Origin of the sequence: Nostoc sp. (genome assembly GCF_036917635.1) — a bacterium.
GTDB lineage: Bacteria > Cyanobacteriota > Cyanobacteriia > Cyanobacteriales > Nostocaceae > Nostoc.
Genome location: NZ_JBALCW010000048.1, coordinates 1 through 15617, shown reverse-complemented (window position 1 = coordinate 15617; position 15617 = coordinate 1). Strand labels below are relative to the sequence as shown.

Genomic DNA, 15617 nt, shown 5'->3' with positions numbered 1-15617 from the left:
TACGCAAAAATAGCTCGATGCCAGGATTTTTAATTCAAACAATACCTCCAAGCTCACATCACAGCTCGGAGGTTTTTGTTTATCATGAATTTAGTAATACCAATTTAATATGAAGCTGCATAGAAAAGCGCTTCTAAAATAAAATTGTAAGAGGAAACAGAAATTACCTGCTCAAATGTAAGTTGCTCGAACAATTATTGATATCGAACCCATGCCTAAACCGTTCCATACGGGAGCATGCCAGTTTTTATTTAGCGAGCAAAGATTAATCCATTAAGATAAGCGCAACGGTGAGCAAGCACTTAAGGAACATTCTTAATATTCCATTGTGCACCAGAAATTTTAGTTCGACGGTCAATCTGTTTAACAGTAGATTCAATCGCACCAGAACCAATAGAACAAATTTGGTAACTTCTCAATAAGCGCTGCAAAAATGAGCAAATAATTCTGAGTTAGGTGAGAATAGTTGCTTCTATAGGGATTGAAAATACTTCATTCTTTGAAGCTGCCTTTGCTCGAATCACATCAGGTAGGTAGGGAATACTCTCATCTCCCTTCAAGCGGGAGATTAAGTATTGCCAAAACGAATAAGCAAGCTTGCGACAGGTCTTCTTGAGACCTGTAAATGTATCACGGGCGCGACGACCATCATCATGTCGAGTACCACCACTTATCTTGCATCGAGTAACATATTCTCGAATATCAGCCTCGGCAGCATTGGTATGCTTTTGGTTGTTGAGTCGCATCAAAGACTCAGGGCAAACGCATCTAAATATTGATGAGCATAGATAAAAGTAGAATGGACAAGAAGCTTACCTCATAGTACTTTCAAAAAATTAAACATCAGTTTTCAAAGGAATAATAATCATTATGAGGGTGGATTAGATGCAACCGACGGTTGCCATTAAAGAACGTGATATTCTCATAGAAGCTCTAAAGAAGAATTACACTCTTATCCTCCTCTCTATGAAGCTAAAGCAAAAAATCACAATTGCTGACCATTTTGCAGTGATAGAAGACCCACGAATAGATCGCACGAAGCGGCATAACTTAATCGATATAATGACGATTGTTATCTGTGCAGTGATTTGTGGCACGGATGGCTGGGTGGCAGTAGAGACGGGAGCAATGCTCTAACAGTGAGGTAGGGAAGCTCTTGAGGCTTCGGGAGCAGGGGAGGCAGGGGAGGCAGGGGGAGAGAAGGAAATAAATGTATTTAAGACTATTTCGGTAGTAAAAAATACTAAAATCTTCTCTTCACTCCCCCTGCTCCCCCTGCATCCGAAGCTCTTTTCACGATGATCTCACTTTTTCGCCTAGCTCCCGTAGAGACTTATGGTTGTGCAAAATATGAGTGGTTAAAAACATTTTTAGAATTACCGAATGGCATTCCGTCCCACGATACATTTGCACGAGTTTTTGCACAAATAAATCCTCAACAACTCGAGTCATGTTTTATTGATTGGATGAAATCAATACATTAGGTTAAAGATGAATATTCAGAGCAAACCCAAACCCATCGAAAGGACAATAATCCTTCCAGATCAGCCATTTGGGTGTTTCATTATTAAGTTTTCCGGTACTCGCTTTTAGGAACGAATTAACATTGGGTCATAAATTTCAATTTCTTGAACCCCGCAATTACCCAAAATAGAGCTAACGTAATCAAGCTCATTGTCTGTGCCACTAACAATGAGTATGTAATTGCCTTGCTCAATTTGCTCGTTGTAAAAGCGTGCCCACTCATCTCCTATTCCTAGCCTCATAGCGTCAAATCGCTCAGTTAAATTAACGGCTGTTGACCCTTTAAATTGAGAAAAGTCTTTGCAAATTATGGAAATCTGGTTTACTGGAAAACCTGCGGCACACATATCATTAATTGCAGCTTCAACATTATCTATGTTATTAAAGTCACTAACAGCATATTTGGTTAAAATCCCACTTTTATTAGCAATAGCAGTAGCAGAAGTGGTGGTGGTCAGATAATTTGTAGTTGCCTGTTCACTGTTGAGATGCTCGTAAATGCCAAACTCTTCAATACCCCAACGCAGAAGAATTACTTCTACTTTAGCTATTTCAAAAGATGTACAATCTACGATTATTAAATAGTGTCCAACCTCTACTCGCTGGTTATATGCTCTAGCTTGCTCTTCCGATATTCCCCAACCAACTAATGCACCGGCAAAAGTCCCAGTAGCTGCACCTATGCTTGCCCCTACAAGGGTTGTAACCAAAGCAGTTGCAGCTGCCCCAGCCAGCATTATTGGCCCAACTCCAGGGATTGCTAAAGTGCCTAAACCTACTAATAAACCAGTCAACCCACCGACAGCGCCCCCTGAAAGCCCTCCTAATGTTGCGCCTTCGTCGGATTTATCACCTATTTCACGATCGCCAATCTCATAATTGCGGTCTGTATTCTGTACAACTACAGATACTTTTTCCATCGCCAAGCCAGAATCTCTCAACTCATGTAGTGCCTGTTCTGCATCTCGACGATGAGTAAATACGCCTACAGCACGTTGATATTGACTTAAAACCATTATTACTCCTTGGTAGCGCAGGAAAATTAATTACCTACAAATTTAGTATTTCACTATTTGTAATATTAAATACGAGTTTGTTGAACTGAAAATCATCCATCCTTAGTAATAAAATTCATTACAAATGCTGCAATTAGTAACTCTCTAATGTTTTCCAGCTTTTTTTATCCTCTTAAGCCATACGTGAAATTTCATAGCTTACATAGGAGTAGTGGAATTAATGATATTAAATTATACAAAAATAACCTATTTATGAGAGAGTAAAAGGGTGAAAACCCTATATTATAAATATCGCATTCAACAGAAACCTTTCAAGATCCGCCTGATATAGTTTGCTTATCATATTCGTATTGGAATTTGTTTTTGAGCAAGGGTAGCGGGAGCATAAATTTTTCTGCAAAGCTAGGGCAATCCCACTTTTTCCACCTCAGTAGAATGTTGTTTTGTAGGGAAGTATTTTGAAATAATAATGTCTTGCACTAACAGATCAGTGTCTAAGACGGTTATAGCACTGGAACAATCAGCAAACTCAGAATTGTTGCTACGAGTAACCCGCCAAATAAGGCTGTTCCTAACGACCAGCGCGAGGCAGAACCGACTCCGGTGGTGATTACGAGGGGAAAAAATCCCAGCAATGAGGCCCTTGAAGTCATCACAATCGGTCGAAACCTTTCTTGCGCTGCGGTTATGGCTGCTTGTCTAATTGTCACGCCTATCTTCAAGGGCTTGACTTGCAAACTCGACCATCAAAATCGCCTTCTTTGACGCTAGCCCCATCAGCATCACTAACGCCACGTTTGCGTAGACATCATTCACCAAACCGCGCAAAACTAAGGCACTCAATGCGCTATCCTGTCATAAATGATATGCATAAAATAGCAATATTTTTTACTTCCTTTAGTTATATCTAAATTTATTTAATCTATTTTTTTAGAAAATATTTTTATAAAATTCGCAAACAAAACCATGACTTTAGTCATAGTTAAAGCGTACACAATATAAAAAATAATTGTTAAATTTAGTAAAGATTCGCAGTCATTGCACAGTTCAAAGGTTCGATTTCTATCGGGGCTTTTGACGGGAGCATCCCAAATCTGTAAAAACATAATTTGTCATTGCGAGCGTAACGTAGTGAAGCGTTCCCGTAGCGTCTCTAAGAGTTGCAATCCCAACATCGGTACTTTGCGATTGCTTCATTCCGCTTCGCTTCATTCGCAATAACGACCCATTATCTTAGTAGATTTGCTTGGATTGGGATGCTCCCCTTGTGACTGAATTTCGTTCGTTACTCTTTCAGCAACGTCATTTTTTTATGTGTAGATTAATTGGCTACCTTGGTAACCCCATCCTATTAGATGAGTTGCTGTATAAACAGGAGCATTCGCTCTACAAACAAAGTTACAGCCCTTTTGAATTAAAATCAGGAGTAGTTTGTGCAGACGGGGTGGGTGTAGGCTGGTATGACGAAGTGGGTAAACCCTTTATTTACCGAAATACGATCCCGATGTGGAACGATCCGAATCTGGAAGAGTTGAGCAACTATGTACAATCTACTTGTACTGTCGGCTATGCACGATTAGCTGGGATAGGTGAATCGCTCGACATTAGTAACTGTCAGCCATTTCGCAGTGGGAAACTTTTGTTTGTACATAATGGCGAAATCTCAAACTTTCAACAGACTCTCTATAGACCAATCCGTGACAGCCTCTCTGATTCCACATACCGCCTGATTAAAGGCATGACTGACTCTGAACACATCTTCGCTTTGCTAGTGGAAATGTGGCAGTCATCTCCAGACAGCACTCTGTTCTCAGCCTTAGGTGCCACAGTTCAAAAATTGACTGAGTTGGCATCAAAATACGACACCAGCTTTAGTGCCAATATAATTGTCACCGATGGTCAAGCAATTGCAGCAATTCGCTACGCTTACGGCACACAAGCGCCTACTCTTTATTGGTCTTGTGATGCACTCAAGCACCCAGACCAAGTTATTGTTGCCTCTGAGCGTTTATCTAACCAAAATTGGACTGCTTTTGGTGAGCAAAGTATGCTATGTTTTCAAGGTCAGTCATTACAGCCAACAATTAGTCTGTTGGAGAAATTTGCTTAATTGTGGTTTAGATAAGCATTGCGGCGGGTTACTGTTATAAAATAACTCTTACCAATAATGGTAAGAGTTTAAAAATAAAATTATATCTCTTGGATTTATCAGCAATGATCGCTTGCATCTAAAATTAATAATTTGGCTCTAAAGGCAGGCATTCATTAAATATTATGTCCGTTTGATTACTTCTTATTAAACCAGGAGTTCCCCAAACACCCAAAGCTATGCTTCGTCTCCCCTCCCCGCTTTCGGGAGGGGTTGGGGTGGGGTTATTTTATTATGGGTAATTTGAGATAGTATCCTTGGATAAGGGAAAAAAGTTAATTATTAATCACTTATTTTCTTAGTATGCCCAAGTTGAATGAACAGCCAAGCTCCTCCAGAGGATATCAATAACAACGGCGTGAACCAATCACCCCAACGCACATATAAAGTCTGCGTTTGTCGTCGATAAATTGTTTCAGCATGAGTTTCGTAAGTATTATATCCAGATATCCACAAGGTTCTGCCGTGAGGATCTATAAAGCCTGAATATCCTGTATTAGTTGCCCGTGCTGACCATCTATCAGTTTCAATTGCCCGCATGATATCCTGTGCATGGTGCTGGAATGGCATCGATGCAGTGTAATGGGCATCGTTAGAAGAACTGACAATAAATTGCCCACCCGCAGCAGCTTGACGGCGAAATTGCTCAGGAAAAGCAGATTCATAACATATACTAGCGATCGCACGACCAAAAGGAGTATCAAATATTTGATTTGCCGAACCCGGAACTTGGTGTGCCTCCAAAGGCGACAAGCGTTGAATTATCCCGCCTAAAATTCCTTCAAAGGGAATATATTCTCCCAAAGGTACTAGTTTGGACTTATCGTAGCGGCTGACAATTTCACCCTTACTGTTGAAAGTAAACAAGCTAATTGTATAACTATCTCCCCGTTCGCCAAAAGCTCCAATCCAAGCAACTACACCTTTCTCCTTCACGGCTGCGACTAAAGCAGTTTCCATCAAGTTACGCTGGAAAATAGGTAAGGCTCCCTCTGGGGTGAGGACTGCATCAACACCTTGGTCTGCTAAAGTTAAATATCCATTGGTATAGTTTTCTTGGGCGCGACGAAACCCTTCAGAACTTCGTAAAAGTCGGTTCGGGATATTACCCTGAACAATCCCCACTTTCAAGGCTGCTTCTGGTAATTGGGCGATCGGACGGCTGTATAAGATAAAACCGATGAGGTGTAAAGTAATTAATAATCCTGTGGCGATAACCCAGTATTTATTAACGAACCACAGAGGCGCAGAGAAGCCAGTGCGTTGCGGGGGTTCCCCCCGTTGTAGCAACTGGCGCGACACAGAGGAAATTCTCTCTGCGCCCTCTGCGTCTCTGTGGTTCGTCCATCCTTCCGCAATTAACCCATTAACACCAACTATTCCTGCTGTCACAGTATTAGGCCCAGAGAGTTGCCCCAAATGCACAATTACGAGATTGTGCGGACTTTGGGTGTAAGCAAGAGAACTCCACCACAAAGGCCCCGCACTCCACAGACTCTCTAAGCCGCACCAGACGGCTGTACCAATCAGTAAACGTAGCCACGGTTTTTGTCCGTTTAGGCGAACCATCACAGCCGCCCAAATACTAACGAATACCCCTCCCAACACACTGATAAATCCCCAACAAAAAAGGGTAATTGCCAAACTCGGCAACCAAGGAACGCCCAACCATGTCATCGGATGAATTCCGGTAATCCAAGATAGGGCGACACCGTGATAACCGATACCCCAGAGGAAAGCAGGGGGACATTGGTTTTTGCATTTGGCTGAGGTGAGAATTATTACCCATAAGGGGACTAGGGCAATCCAAGCCAAGAACCATGCACCTACAGGGGCGACGGTTAGCCCCATTAAAATGCCGCTAGCTAAGGCAATTAAGGAAGGAAGTAAAGAGATAAACCTCTTCCCCTGCTTCTCCTGCTCCCCCTGCTTTTTACTCTGTTTCTTCTGCTTCTTCTGCATCAGGTGGAACTATTGCCACTCCGGTAATAGCGTCATCTTCGTCTAAACGTTGCACTCTGACTCCAGTTGCCGATCGCGATTGGATAGAAATCGCATTTACCGCTTGACGGATGATAATACCACGATTTGTCACCATCATGATTTCATCATCATCATTGTTGACAATCCGTAGGGTTGCCAACTTGTCTTTAGTTTTGCGGTTTTTGAACTTGGTTGCCATTAAACCCTGACCGGCACGATTTTGCAGGCGGAATTGGGCAACGGGTACGCGCTTACCATATCCTCCCATTGTAATTACCAACACCCAAGGCCCAACAATGCCACTGCTAGCCACTTCTGCGGACTCTTCATTAGTTTCGGTAATTTCGATATCTTCTGTTTCGATTGTTTCGATTGTTTCGATTGTTTCGATATCTTCAATTTCGGCTTCTGTAACTATATCCAAAGTTTCAAGAATTGCTGCGGGGAGGATATCCATACCCACCAGTTCATCTTTATTTTTGAGTTTCATGGCTTTCACCCCACGAGTCGCCCTACTTAAAGGACGCAGTTGTTCGTGGTTGCACCGGAAGTTAATTGCCATGCCGTTCCGAGAACCAATGATTACACTGTCCTCTACTTTAGCGCGTCGCACCCAGCGCAGTTGGTCGCCTTCTTCTAAGGAAATGGCAATCAAACCATTGGCGCGAATGTGACTAAACGCTGCCAATTCGGTTTTTTTGATATTGCCGCCCTTGGTGAGCATGACCAGATATTCTTCAGTGCTAAACTCGTCAACAGGTACAATCGAGGTGATTTTTTCCTCTTTGGGAATCGGTAGCATCTGGACAATTGGTGTCCCTCGGCTAGTACGCGAACTCGCTGGAATTTGATAAGCTCTCAGGCAATAAACAACACCACGCTCACTAAAGAATAAAATACTGTCGTGATCGCAGCAAGTCAAAAAATGCTCAATGGTATCATCATCTTTCACCTTGGCTGCGGCTTTGCCTCTGGTAGCACGGCTTTGAGCTTCAAAGGTATTAACTGGCATCCGTTTGATGTAGCCTTGCTCTGTCACCAGAATTATCGCTTTTTCATTGGCAATTAGGTCGCGATCGTCTAGTTCCCCTTCCCCTGGTAAAATCACCGTGCGGCGGGGTGTGGCGAAGCTAGTTTTTAATTGCCCAACTTCAGTTTCGATGATTTCTAGCACTCTCTCCCGGCGTGCCAAAATATCTTGTAAGTCAGTAATTTTTACTTGTAATTCTTCGTGTTCCAAACGAATTTTGTCTGCTTCTAAGGCAGTCAACCGCCGCAATTGCATTTGCAAAATCGCATCTGCTTGCACTTCTGAGAGTCCATAAGTTGTAATCAACTCGCCTTTAGCTGTGGGTGCATCGGGAGCATGGCGAATTAAGACAATAATTGGATCTAATTGGGATAGGGCAATTAATAATCCTTGCAGAAGATGGTCGCGTTCCTCGGCTTTCCGCAGTTCGTAGCGGGTGCGTCTGGCAATGGATTCGATGCGGAAATCCAAGAAGACGGTTAAGAACTGCTTGAGGGTGAGTACTTGGGGTTCGCTATTCACCAATGCCAGCATGTTCGCGCCGAAGTTGGCTTGTAGTGGCGTTTGCTTGTAGAGGTTATTTAGAACGACGCGAGGATAAGCATCACGCTTAAGTTCAATGACAACTCGCATCCCGTCGCGATCGCTTTCATCCCGGATATCTGCGATGCCCTCTAGCCGCTTTTCGTTCACCATTTCGGCAATTTTTTCAATCAGCGCCGCTTTATTGGTTTGATAGGGCAATTCGGTGATGATAATTGCTTCTCTATCTGGCCGTCCCCGTTGTTCAACGGTTTCAATGTTAGCGACACCACGCATGGTGATGGAACCACGCCCGGTGGTGTAAGCTTCTCGAATGGCAGATGTCCCCAAAATTTGCGCCCCAGTCGGAAAGTCGGGGCCGTGGACATACTGCATTAATTCGAGATCGGTGATTTCTGGATTGTGGATTACAGCCACTAAAGCATCAATCAATTCGCCCAAATTGTGCGGCGGAATGTTGGTTGCCATACCCACGGCAATCCCAGAGGAACCGTTGAGTAATAACTGCGGAATCCGCGCCGGTAAAACTGTCGGTTCTTGCTGAGAACCGTCGAAGTTATCGGCAAAATCTACGGTTTCATACTCGATGTCGTGCAGTAGACCAGCGCTAGTTAAAGCTTGTAAGCGGCATTCTGTGTACCGCATGGCGGCTGGCGGATCGTTGTCTACCGAACCAAAGTTACCATGTCCGTTAACTAGGGGCGATCGCATGGAAAAATCCTGCGCCATCCGCACCAAAGCATCATATACTGCTGTGTCACCGTGGGGGTGATATTTACCCAACACTTCCCCCACCACACGGGCGCATTTCTTAAAAGGGCGATCGTGGAGCAGACCTAGCTCGTGCATTGCGTAGAGAATGCGACGATGCACAGGTTTTAGACCATCCCTGGCATCTGGCAACGCCCGACCCACTATCACGCTCATGGCGTATTCCAGATAAGACTGCGACATTTCGGTTCGCAAGTCTATCGGGATAATCCTCTCCTGTGAGGTTGTCATAACCTAAAAATCTCCAAAAATCGTAGATTTTAGCTTGTTTACTCAACAAAGCGCAAAATTATTCTAAATTGCTCTTGAATAATTCCCATAATTTGATACAATTCTAGCATATATTGCCTATTCTTTGCCTGGAAAACTAACCCAAATATATAGTAAAAAAGAGTATAATAATTTACACTTTATCAGCTCTACCTAATTAACAAGAGGATTGAACGAAAAGATTGCTTAGTGCAAAATTACTTAAATTGAAAGATAACAGGGTAAATTATAAGGCAACAATCTAAATTGGCTTTATAGCTCTTACTTTTATAACCGTTATTTATTAGATTTGTCACTAAATAAGGTCTGAAAAATTAAACCATAGTTGATTATTTCTACTTAGACAAAGGGCAGAACTGGATAAAGCCTTCCAATATGTAATTAAACGAACATTCGCAAAAATTTGTATCAGAATAAACAGGGCATTTTTATATAAAGGAGAGAAAATTTTGGCAGCAGTCCGAGTCCGCCAGCATGTTAATCCACTTGGTAAAAAGTATCAAACACCAGCAAGTCCCCTTGATTGGGAAAAAATTTATGCAAAGCCAAATCAACCGCTACATTTAGATATTGGCTGCGCTAAAGGACTGTTTTTGGTAAATATGGCCAAAATAGAACCCAACTGGAATTTTCTCGGCTTAGAAATTCGGGAACCTCTGGTGGTGGAGGCCAATAAGTTACGTTCTGAATTAGGTTTCACAAACTTGCACTACTTATTTTGCAATGTTAATAACTCACTGCGTAGGCAAAGCCCGTCGCAGGCATCGCTTTTATCTTCCCTCCCTCCAGGAAGTTTACAACGCGTTACAATTCAATTCCCCGATCCTTGGTTTAAAACCCGCCATGCTAAACGCCGTGTAGTGCAACCAGAACTAGTAGCAGAATTAGCTAATTATCTTGCGGTTGGTTCCGTTGTATTTCTGCAATCAGATATGGAATTTGTGGCGGTGGAAATGCGCGATCGCTTTGCTGCTCACCCAGCTTATCAGAAAGTGGGTACAGAAGAATGGTTAGCAGAAAATCCGCTACCAGTCGCCACAGAACGGGAAATAGGTACGCAAAAAAAGGGTGAACCTGTTTATCGAGCATTATTTGTCAGGCGAGAAGTGAATGAGGAGTAGTTATAGTGATAGTGCGATCGTCTAGCGCTATGGCAAAAGATGGCTTGTTATCTTGACATTTTATAACTTCTATGTTTTTTAAGTTGATGTAGAGTGACTGGACATTAGACATTTTCTATCAGATGGCAATATTTTGGGGACATAAATGTTTTAGTTAATCGTTGAAATTGCCTGAAAAATCAAATTTTAATTGGTGTGCGAGAGTTCACAGCTTGAGTAACTGATATATACCCCTATATAAAAATAGGGATAACTCAAAAATTATCGTTTTTTAGTGACATAAAAGTTTTATTTCTGTCTAATTTAGACTTATTAACATATAGAGTAAGTAGCTTCTTTTTGCCTAAGATGAGGAAATATTAGGGAATTACACTGATTAGTCTAATTGCCTAAAAGATAGTCACTCGTCAATAATTAAAAGTAAAATCAACATGCAAGCGAAAGAAAGAAAGTATAACAATCAAATTGAAATTAACGATTTGATTGATGATGCTGTGAAAAATGCTGTGACACGTCGGAACGAAGTTTTTGATTCAGAAGAAGCATTGTTAGCTATGTCTGACGAAGAAGCAAAAAGCGTTGCAGGTGGAGTATCAAAATTGAATCCCATAATACTTGGTAAATTTGCTATTCCTCCTATTACTACTACAGGACTCATAGCAGAACCGAATCCTAGTGACACCTTATCTTGATAAAGATTCTCTCCACTGGAGGCTCAATTGATGAAAGATATTGCTGTGGATAAAACTATACTTTGCCCCAGTGCTAGGCCAGAATCTGAGGATAGTGTGGTTTTCGGAATCATCAGTGGAACAGTTGCAGAACCCCGTGTAACTTATCTTAAACAGCCCTTACCTATCACTGATGAACTGATAGCAAAAGCTAGTCCAATTACACCTGCTGAAATTTTTCGGACGGCGGCAGCTTGTGCTACTAAAGGTTGTCAGCATTTTGATGGACAAGATTGCCGTCTAGCAATGCGAATTGTAGAAAAGTTAGCGCCAGTAGCAGAAGAACTACCCCCTTGTTCCATACGCCGAGATTGTCGGTGGTGGCAGCAAGAAGGCAAGGCAGCTTGTATGCGTTGTCCGCAAGTTATTACAGATAATTACAACGCATCTGAGCTAGCAGTTAAGGTGGCAACACCGATTTTTGGTTAACCAAAGCTAGGTCTATAATTAAATAATTTTAGGAGGAAATCATGTCCATAGAAAATGTTCAAGCATTTTATGCAAAGTTAGCAAATGATGAAGCTTTTCGCGCTCAAATTCAAGGCGTTAAAAGTAAGGAAGAATGTAGCCAAAAAGTCAAAGCGGCTGGCTACGATTTCACCCAGGATGAGTTTGAAGAATATACGGCTCAATTGTTGGAGTCAACTGCTGGCGACGATGAACTCAAGGATTTAAATGAACAAGAACTAGAAGCCGTTTTTGGTGGGGCTTCATCAATTGCTGCAAAGCATACTATAGTAGCACGGCCACTATATGGAGTTATTTCGCTACCTATTGATGATTGTCCGCATAAGTCACCTGTTGTGCAGCCTCTGTATGGAGTTATTCAGTCAAATATTTAGATAACAGTTTAGCTTTATGGGGACGAATAGGGATATATTTGTCCTTTTCTGAATAAATGAATTGAGGCTATTCTAATGACTTATCGCCGAATTAATTATACCCTTTGGGAAATTACATAATTGTTCCATACGCCTAGATTGTCGGTAGAGGCAGCAGCAAGGCAAGGCAGCTTGTATACGTTGCCCGCAAGTTATTACAGATAATTACAATCCCTCTGAACTAGCAGTTGAAGTGGTAAGTTCAAAAACATCTAATTTACATAATCGAGTTAAACATAACTCTTGTGGGGTGGGCATCCTGCCCGCCCAGCTTAACTTATGTAATTTAAATGTGGAACAGCTTAACACCGATTTTTGGTTAAGGAAAGCTAGGTCTGTAGTTCAATAATTTTAGGAGGAAATCATGTCCATAGAAAATGTTCAAGCATTTTATGCAAAGTTAGCCAATGATGAAGCTTTTCGCGCTCAAATTCAAGGCGTTAAAAGTAAGGAAGAATGTAGCGAAAGAGTCAAAGCCGCTGGCTACGATTTCACCCAGGATGAGTTTGAAGAATATACGGCTCAATTGTTGGAGTCAACTGCTGGCGATGATGAACTCAAGGATTTAAATGAACAAGAACTAGAAGCTGTTTTTGGTGGGGTTTCATCAATGACTAACAAGCCTATTATACGGCCGCTATATGGCGTTATTTCGGAACCTATTGATTTTCCGCATAAGCCACCTGGTCATCAGCTTGCTTATGGAGTTATTCGGTTAGATAATATTGCTTAGATAGCAGTTTAAGTAAGTCCGTGAAAACAAATAAAACTAGACTACGTAATGTAATTTTTTTGAGATTAGTTCGTAGTGAACGCGATCGCGTCTCGAAGAGAGGACTAAGGTCATGACTATAAACCTTGAATTATTTACGCCGCTCTAGTTAGGTTTATGGGGACGGATAGGGATATATTCGTCCCTTTATAGAAAAATTAATTGAGGGTATTTTAATGACTTATCGACGAATTAGTTATGCAGTTTGGGAAATTACATTAAAGTGTAATCTAGCTTGTCAGCACTGCGGTTCTCGTGCTGGTCATCCAAGGGCGAATGAACTTTCTAAAGCAGAAGCTCTTGATTTAGTCAAGCAAATGGCGGAAGTGGGAATTACTGAAGTAACCATAATTGGTGGTGAAGCATTTCTGCGTCCTGATTGGCTGGAGATTGCCCAAGCAATTACTTCTGCTGGGATGCTTTGCGGTATGACCACTGGAGGTTATGGTATCACTCTCGACACAGCACGCCGGATGAAAGAAGCTGGTATTAGAGTGGTATCTGTCTCAGTTGATGGCTTAGAAGCAACTCACGATCGCCTCCGTGGTAAACAAGGCTCTTGGCAATGGGCGTTTAAGACTATGAGCAATCTCAAAGAAGCAGGTATTCGCTTCGGTTGCAACACTCAAATCAATCGTCTATCTGCACCAGAATTTCCTCGTATTTACGAGCATCTGCGCGACGCCGGCATCTTCGCTTGGCAAATTCAATTGACTGTGCCGATGGGGAATGCAGCAGATAATAGCGAGATTCTGCTGCAACCTTATGAATTACTAGATGTATATCCGATGATTGCTCGTGTTGCCGAACGGGCAAAGCAAGAAGGGGTGCAAGTACAGCCAGGAAATAATATTGGCTATTACGGGCCTTATGAACGGATACTGCGAGGAGGAGATGCTTGGTCTTTTTGGCAAGGATGTAGTGCTGGACTGTCTGCTATAGGCATCGAAGCCGATGGTGCTATCAAAGGTTGTCCCTCACTACCTACCACAGCATACACTGGCGGTAATATCCGCGATTATTCACTACGGACAATTATTGAAGAAACCGAAGAACTACGGTTTAATCTCGGCGCGGATACTCCTAAAGGAACATCACACTTATGGGGTTTTTGCAAAACTTGTGAATTTGCTGAACTCTGTCGAGGTGGTTGCAGTTGGACTGCTCACGTTTTCTTTGATAAGAGAGGCAATAATCCTTATTGTCATCATCGCGCCCTGACTCAGGAAAAAGACGGTATTCGAGAGCGAGTTTTTCTTCAGCGTCGGGCGGACGGAAACCCCTTTGATAATGGGGAGTTTGGGCTAATTGAAGAATTGATAAATGCTCCTTGGCCTGAAAACGATCCGCTTCATTTTACTAGCGATCGCATTCAATGGCCACAAGGTTGGAAACAAGAACCAGAGTTAGTTAGTTCTCAATCTCATTCAGATAAATAATATGTCAAGTGATTTTATCCCTCCACAAGATCCGACTATTACTCACATTGAACAATCCGAGAGTGAGTTAGAGCCTTTACTAACCCTGTTACCTCGTTCAGCTTGGAATAGTCAGTTAAATTATTTGCGGCTGATTTTTAGAGCAAAGAAGGCTTTAGACCGCATTGAGAAGGAAGCCAGTATTTTCAAAAGTTACAACTAATTGATTAAGACCTATGACATTTATCTTAAACTCACAGAATGTTTTCGATTATTTGGTTAAAAAAGGATTATGTAATCAATCCGATCAACCACCGATTAAGATAGAACAACTTACAGCCAAGAATTTCAATTTATTACTGAGTTTGCCAGGCGATCGCAAGCTTCTAGTTAAGCAAGAACGATACAATCATGAAGGGAAAGCGGCTGGTGAGTTTTTAAGTGAGTGGCGAATTCAAGAGTTTCTACAACGATTTCCAAACCTTGGCAACTACCACTCATTTTTACCAGAGGTGCTGCATTATCAAAAATCTTTTGGCAATATGGGGATTGCCATGCTTCAGGTTGCTAAGACGTTATTAAGCCGTCCTGTACAATCGATGCCAACAATCTTTGGTACTGCTGCTGTTGAATTAACTCACCTGAGTAGTTCTGCTGTTTAAATCATTTTATTATTACTAAAGTAGTTATGCAATTATTAAATTATCCTCAAACTCAGGTAGAAGGTGGTTTAACTGGGCAATTACTGGATATTCTGCAAGATATTGTTCGGAAAATTGAGATAAAATCTGATTTTTCCATCCACCATCCAAATTACAAACCGTTGGAATTACCATCTGAAGTAGTTGAGCGTTTTCAGAAGATGCCAACCCAGATGCAACAGAAATATCTGAGTCTGCAATTACGGAGTTTTCTTTATGGCAGATGTAATAGATATTTTATATATGTTATCAAAACTTAGCTGCTTTTTTCCAATAGATAGATTATTCTTATTTACCTAAAAATAGCTTAGTAAAATTGACAATAGGCTAACATATAACTGTATTACTTATGGCACATTCTTTAGTGAATTAAACCTTGAAATAATAGATTTAATAACAGATGATGGTAATGGAATGACGCAATTACAAGTCTCATCTCAAAAGAAACAAATTTACTTAGGAGTACATTTCAAAATGACTAGTATTACAATCTGTGACCTGAATTCTTCCGAAAAAGCTTTTGAAAGTTACTTGATAAATTTGTCTGATAAAGAGCTAGATATCCAAGGTGGTATTTTCCCATTGATTATAGCAGGACTTATTTTGGGGCCTACTATAGAACCCATTTGACATCTAAGAAGGTGCAGCAAGCCTCTTAACCATCAACCGAATAAAACAAAGATTAACCTTGGCAGTCGCATTAGCTA

General features: G+C 41.6%; 17 protein-coding genes and 3 pseudogenes. 13 read left to right on the top strand and 7 right to left on the bottom strand.

All coding sequences use genetic code 11. The features are described 5' to 3' along the window. Positions 1-171: 171 nt before the first annotated feature. Positions 172-407: pseudogene (locus V7K32_RS28750) on the bottom strand (hypothetical protein); the annotation flags it as partial. Between the two features lie 45 nt (positions 408-452). After that, on the bottom strand, positions 453-746 hold the full coding sequence (locus V7K32_RS13625) for a hypothetical protein (RefSeq protein ID WP_334993993.1): 294 nt from the start codon (positions 744-746) through the stop codon (positions 453-455). Positions 747-966: 220 nt separating this feature from the next. On the opposite strand from V7K32_RS13625, the pseudogene V7K32_RS13620 reads away from it, so the two are divergent. Together V7K32_RS13620 and V7K32_RS13615 are read left to right on the top strand one after the other, a co-directional pair. Further along, a pseudogene (locus V7K32_RS13620) lies at positions 967-1119 on the top strand (transposase family protein); the annotation flags it as partial. 206 nt (positions 1120-1325) lie between these two features. Continuing rightward, positions 1326-1478 (top strand): annotated as a pseudogene (locus V7K32_RS13615) (transposase family protein); the annotation flags it as partial. Positions 1479-1589: 111 nt separating this feature from the next. Here the strand turns inward: V7K32_RS13615 and V7K32_RS13610 are convergent. From V7K32_RS13610 to V7K32_RS28740, 3 genes are all read right to left on the bottom strand, one after another. After that, positions 1590-2540, bottom strand: coding sequence for a hypothetical protein (locus V7K32_RS13610; RefSeq protein WP_334993991.1), 951 nt, complete (start codon positions 2538-2540; stop codon positions 1590-1592). 503 nt (positions 2541-3043) lie between these two features. Continuing rightward, complete coding sequence (locus V7K32_RS28745; protein ID WP_442938736.1) at positions 3044-3250, bottom strand: efflux RND transporter permease subunit; 207 nt, start codon at positions 3248-3250, stop codon at positions 3044-3046. After that, the gene (locus V7K32_RS28740; RefSeq protein ID WP_442938734.1) at positions 3240-3383 is read right to left on the bottom strand and encodes an efflux RND transporter permease subunit; all 144 of its coding nucleotides are present in this window, start codon (positions 3381-3383) and stop codon (positions 3240-3242) included. Before V7K32_RS28740 ends, V7K32_RS28745 begins: the two co-directional genes overlap by 11 nt. Before the next feature lie 424 nt (positions 3384-3807). Here V7K32_RS28740 and egtC point away from each other — a divergent pair, with 424 nt between their 5' ends. Then, on the top strand, positions 3808-4650 hold the full coding sequence (egtC, locus tag V7K32_RS13600) for an ergothioneine biosynthesis protein EgtC (protein WP_334993988.1): 843 nt from the start codon (positions 3808-3810) through the stop codon (positions 4648-4650). A gap of 321 nt (positions 4651-4971) precedes the next feature. Here the strand turns inward: egtC and lnt are convergent, their stop codons facing one another. Then, complete coding sequence (gene lnt / locus V7K32_RS13595) at positions 4972-6651, bottom strand: apolipoprotein N-acyltransferase (RefSeq protein WP_334993986.1); 1680 nt, start codon at positions 6649-6651, stop codon at positions 4972-4974. Next, the gene (gene gyrA / locus V7K32_RS13590; RefSeq protein WP_334993984.1) at positions 6623-9247 is read right to left on the bottom strand and encodes a DNA topoisomerase (ATP-hydrolyzing) subunit A; all 2625 of its coding nucleotides are present in this window, start codon (positions 9245-9247) and stop codon (positions 6623-6625) included. Before gyrA ends, lnt begins: the two co-directional genes overlap by 29 nt. A gap of 488 nt (positions 9248-9735) precedes the next feature. Between gyrA and trmB the strand changes: the two genes are divergently transcribed. The 10 genes from trmB to V7K32_RS13540 all read left to right on the top strand — a co-directional run bounded on the left by trmB (position 9736) and on the right by V7K32_RS13540 (position 15540). Next, positions 9736-10407, top strand: coding sequence for a tRNA (guanosine(46)-N7)-methyltransferase TrmB (gene trmB / locus V7K32_RS13585; protein ID WP_334993982.1), 672 nt, complete (start codon positions 9736-9738; stop codon positions 10405-10407). Between the two features lie 431 nt (positions 10408-10838). Continuing rightward, positions 10839-11099, top strand: a complete 261-nt coding sequence (locus tag V7K32_RS13580; RefSeq protein ID WP_334993980.1) for a hypothetical protein — start codon at positions 10839-10841, stop codon at positions 11097-11099. Positions 11100-11129: 30 nt separating this feature from the next. Next, on the top strand, positions 11130-11567 hold the full coding sequence (locus V7K32_RS13575; protein WP_334993978.1) for a nitrogen fixation protein: 438 nt from the start codon (positions 11130-11132) through the stop codon (positions 11565-11567). Positions 11568-11608: 41 nt separating this feature from the next. Next, complete coding sequence (locus V7K32_RS13570) at positions 11609-11980, top strand: Nif11-like leader peptide family natural product precursor (protein WP_334993976.1); 372 nt, start codon at positions 11609-11611, stop codon at positions 11978-11980. Positions 11981-12383: 403 nt separating this feature from the next. After that, positions 12384-12752 carry a Nif11-like leader peptide family natural product precursor gene (locus V7K32_RS13565; RefSeq protein WP_334993975.1) on the top strand — a complete coding sequence of 123 codons (369 nt, stop codon included), beginning with the start codon at positions 12384-12386 and terminating at the stop codon, positions 12750-12752. 215 nt (positions 12753-12967) lie between these two features. Then, complete coding sequence (locus V7K32_RS13560) at positions 12968-14230, top strand: nif11-class peptide radical SAM maturase 3 (RefSeq protein ID WP_334993973.1); 1263 nt, start codon at positions 12968-12970, stop codon at positions 14228-14230. 1 nt (position 14231) lies between these two features. Then, the gene (locus V7K32_RS13555; RefSeq protein ID WP_334993971.1) at positions 14232-14432 is read left to right on the top strand and encodes a hypothetical protein; all 201 of its coding nucleotides are present in this window, start codon (positions 14232-14234) and stop codon (positions 14430-14432) included. Positions 14433-14445: 13 nt separating this feature from the next. After that, positions 14446-14871 carry a hypothetical protein gene (locus V7K32_RS13550; protein WP_334993969.1) on the top strand — a complete coding sequence of 142 codons (426 nt, stop codon included), beginning with the start codon at positions 14446-14448 and terminating at the stop codon, positions 14869-14871. Positions 14872-14897: 26 nt separating this feature from the next. Next, positions 14898-15170 carry a hypothetical protein gene (locus V7K32_RS13545; protein WP_334993967.1) on the top strand — a complete coding sequence of 91 codons (273 nt, stop codon included), beginning with the start codon at positions 14898-14900 and terminating at the stop codon, positions 15168-15170. A 154-nt stretch (positions 15171-15324) separates the two neighbouring features. Further along, the gene (locus V7K32_RS13540) at positions 15325-15540 is read left to right on the top strand and encodes a hypothetical protein (protein WP_334993965.1); all 216 of its coding nucleotides are present in this window, start codon (positions 15325-15327) and stop codon (positions 15538-15540) included. Positions 15541-15617: the final 77 nt, after the last annotated feature.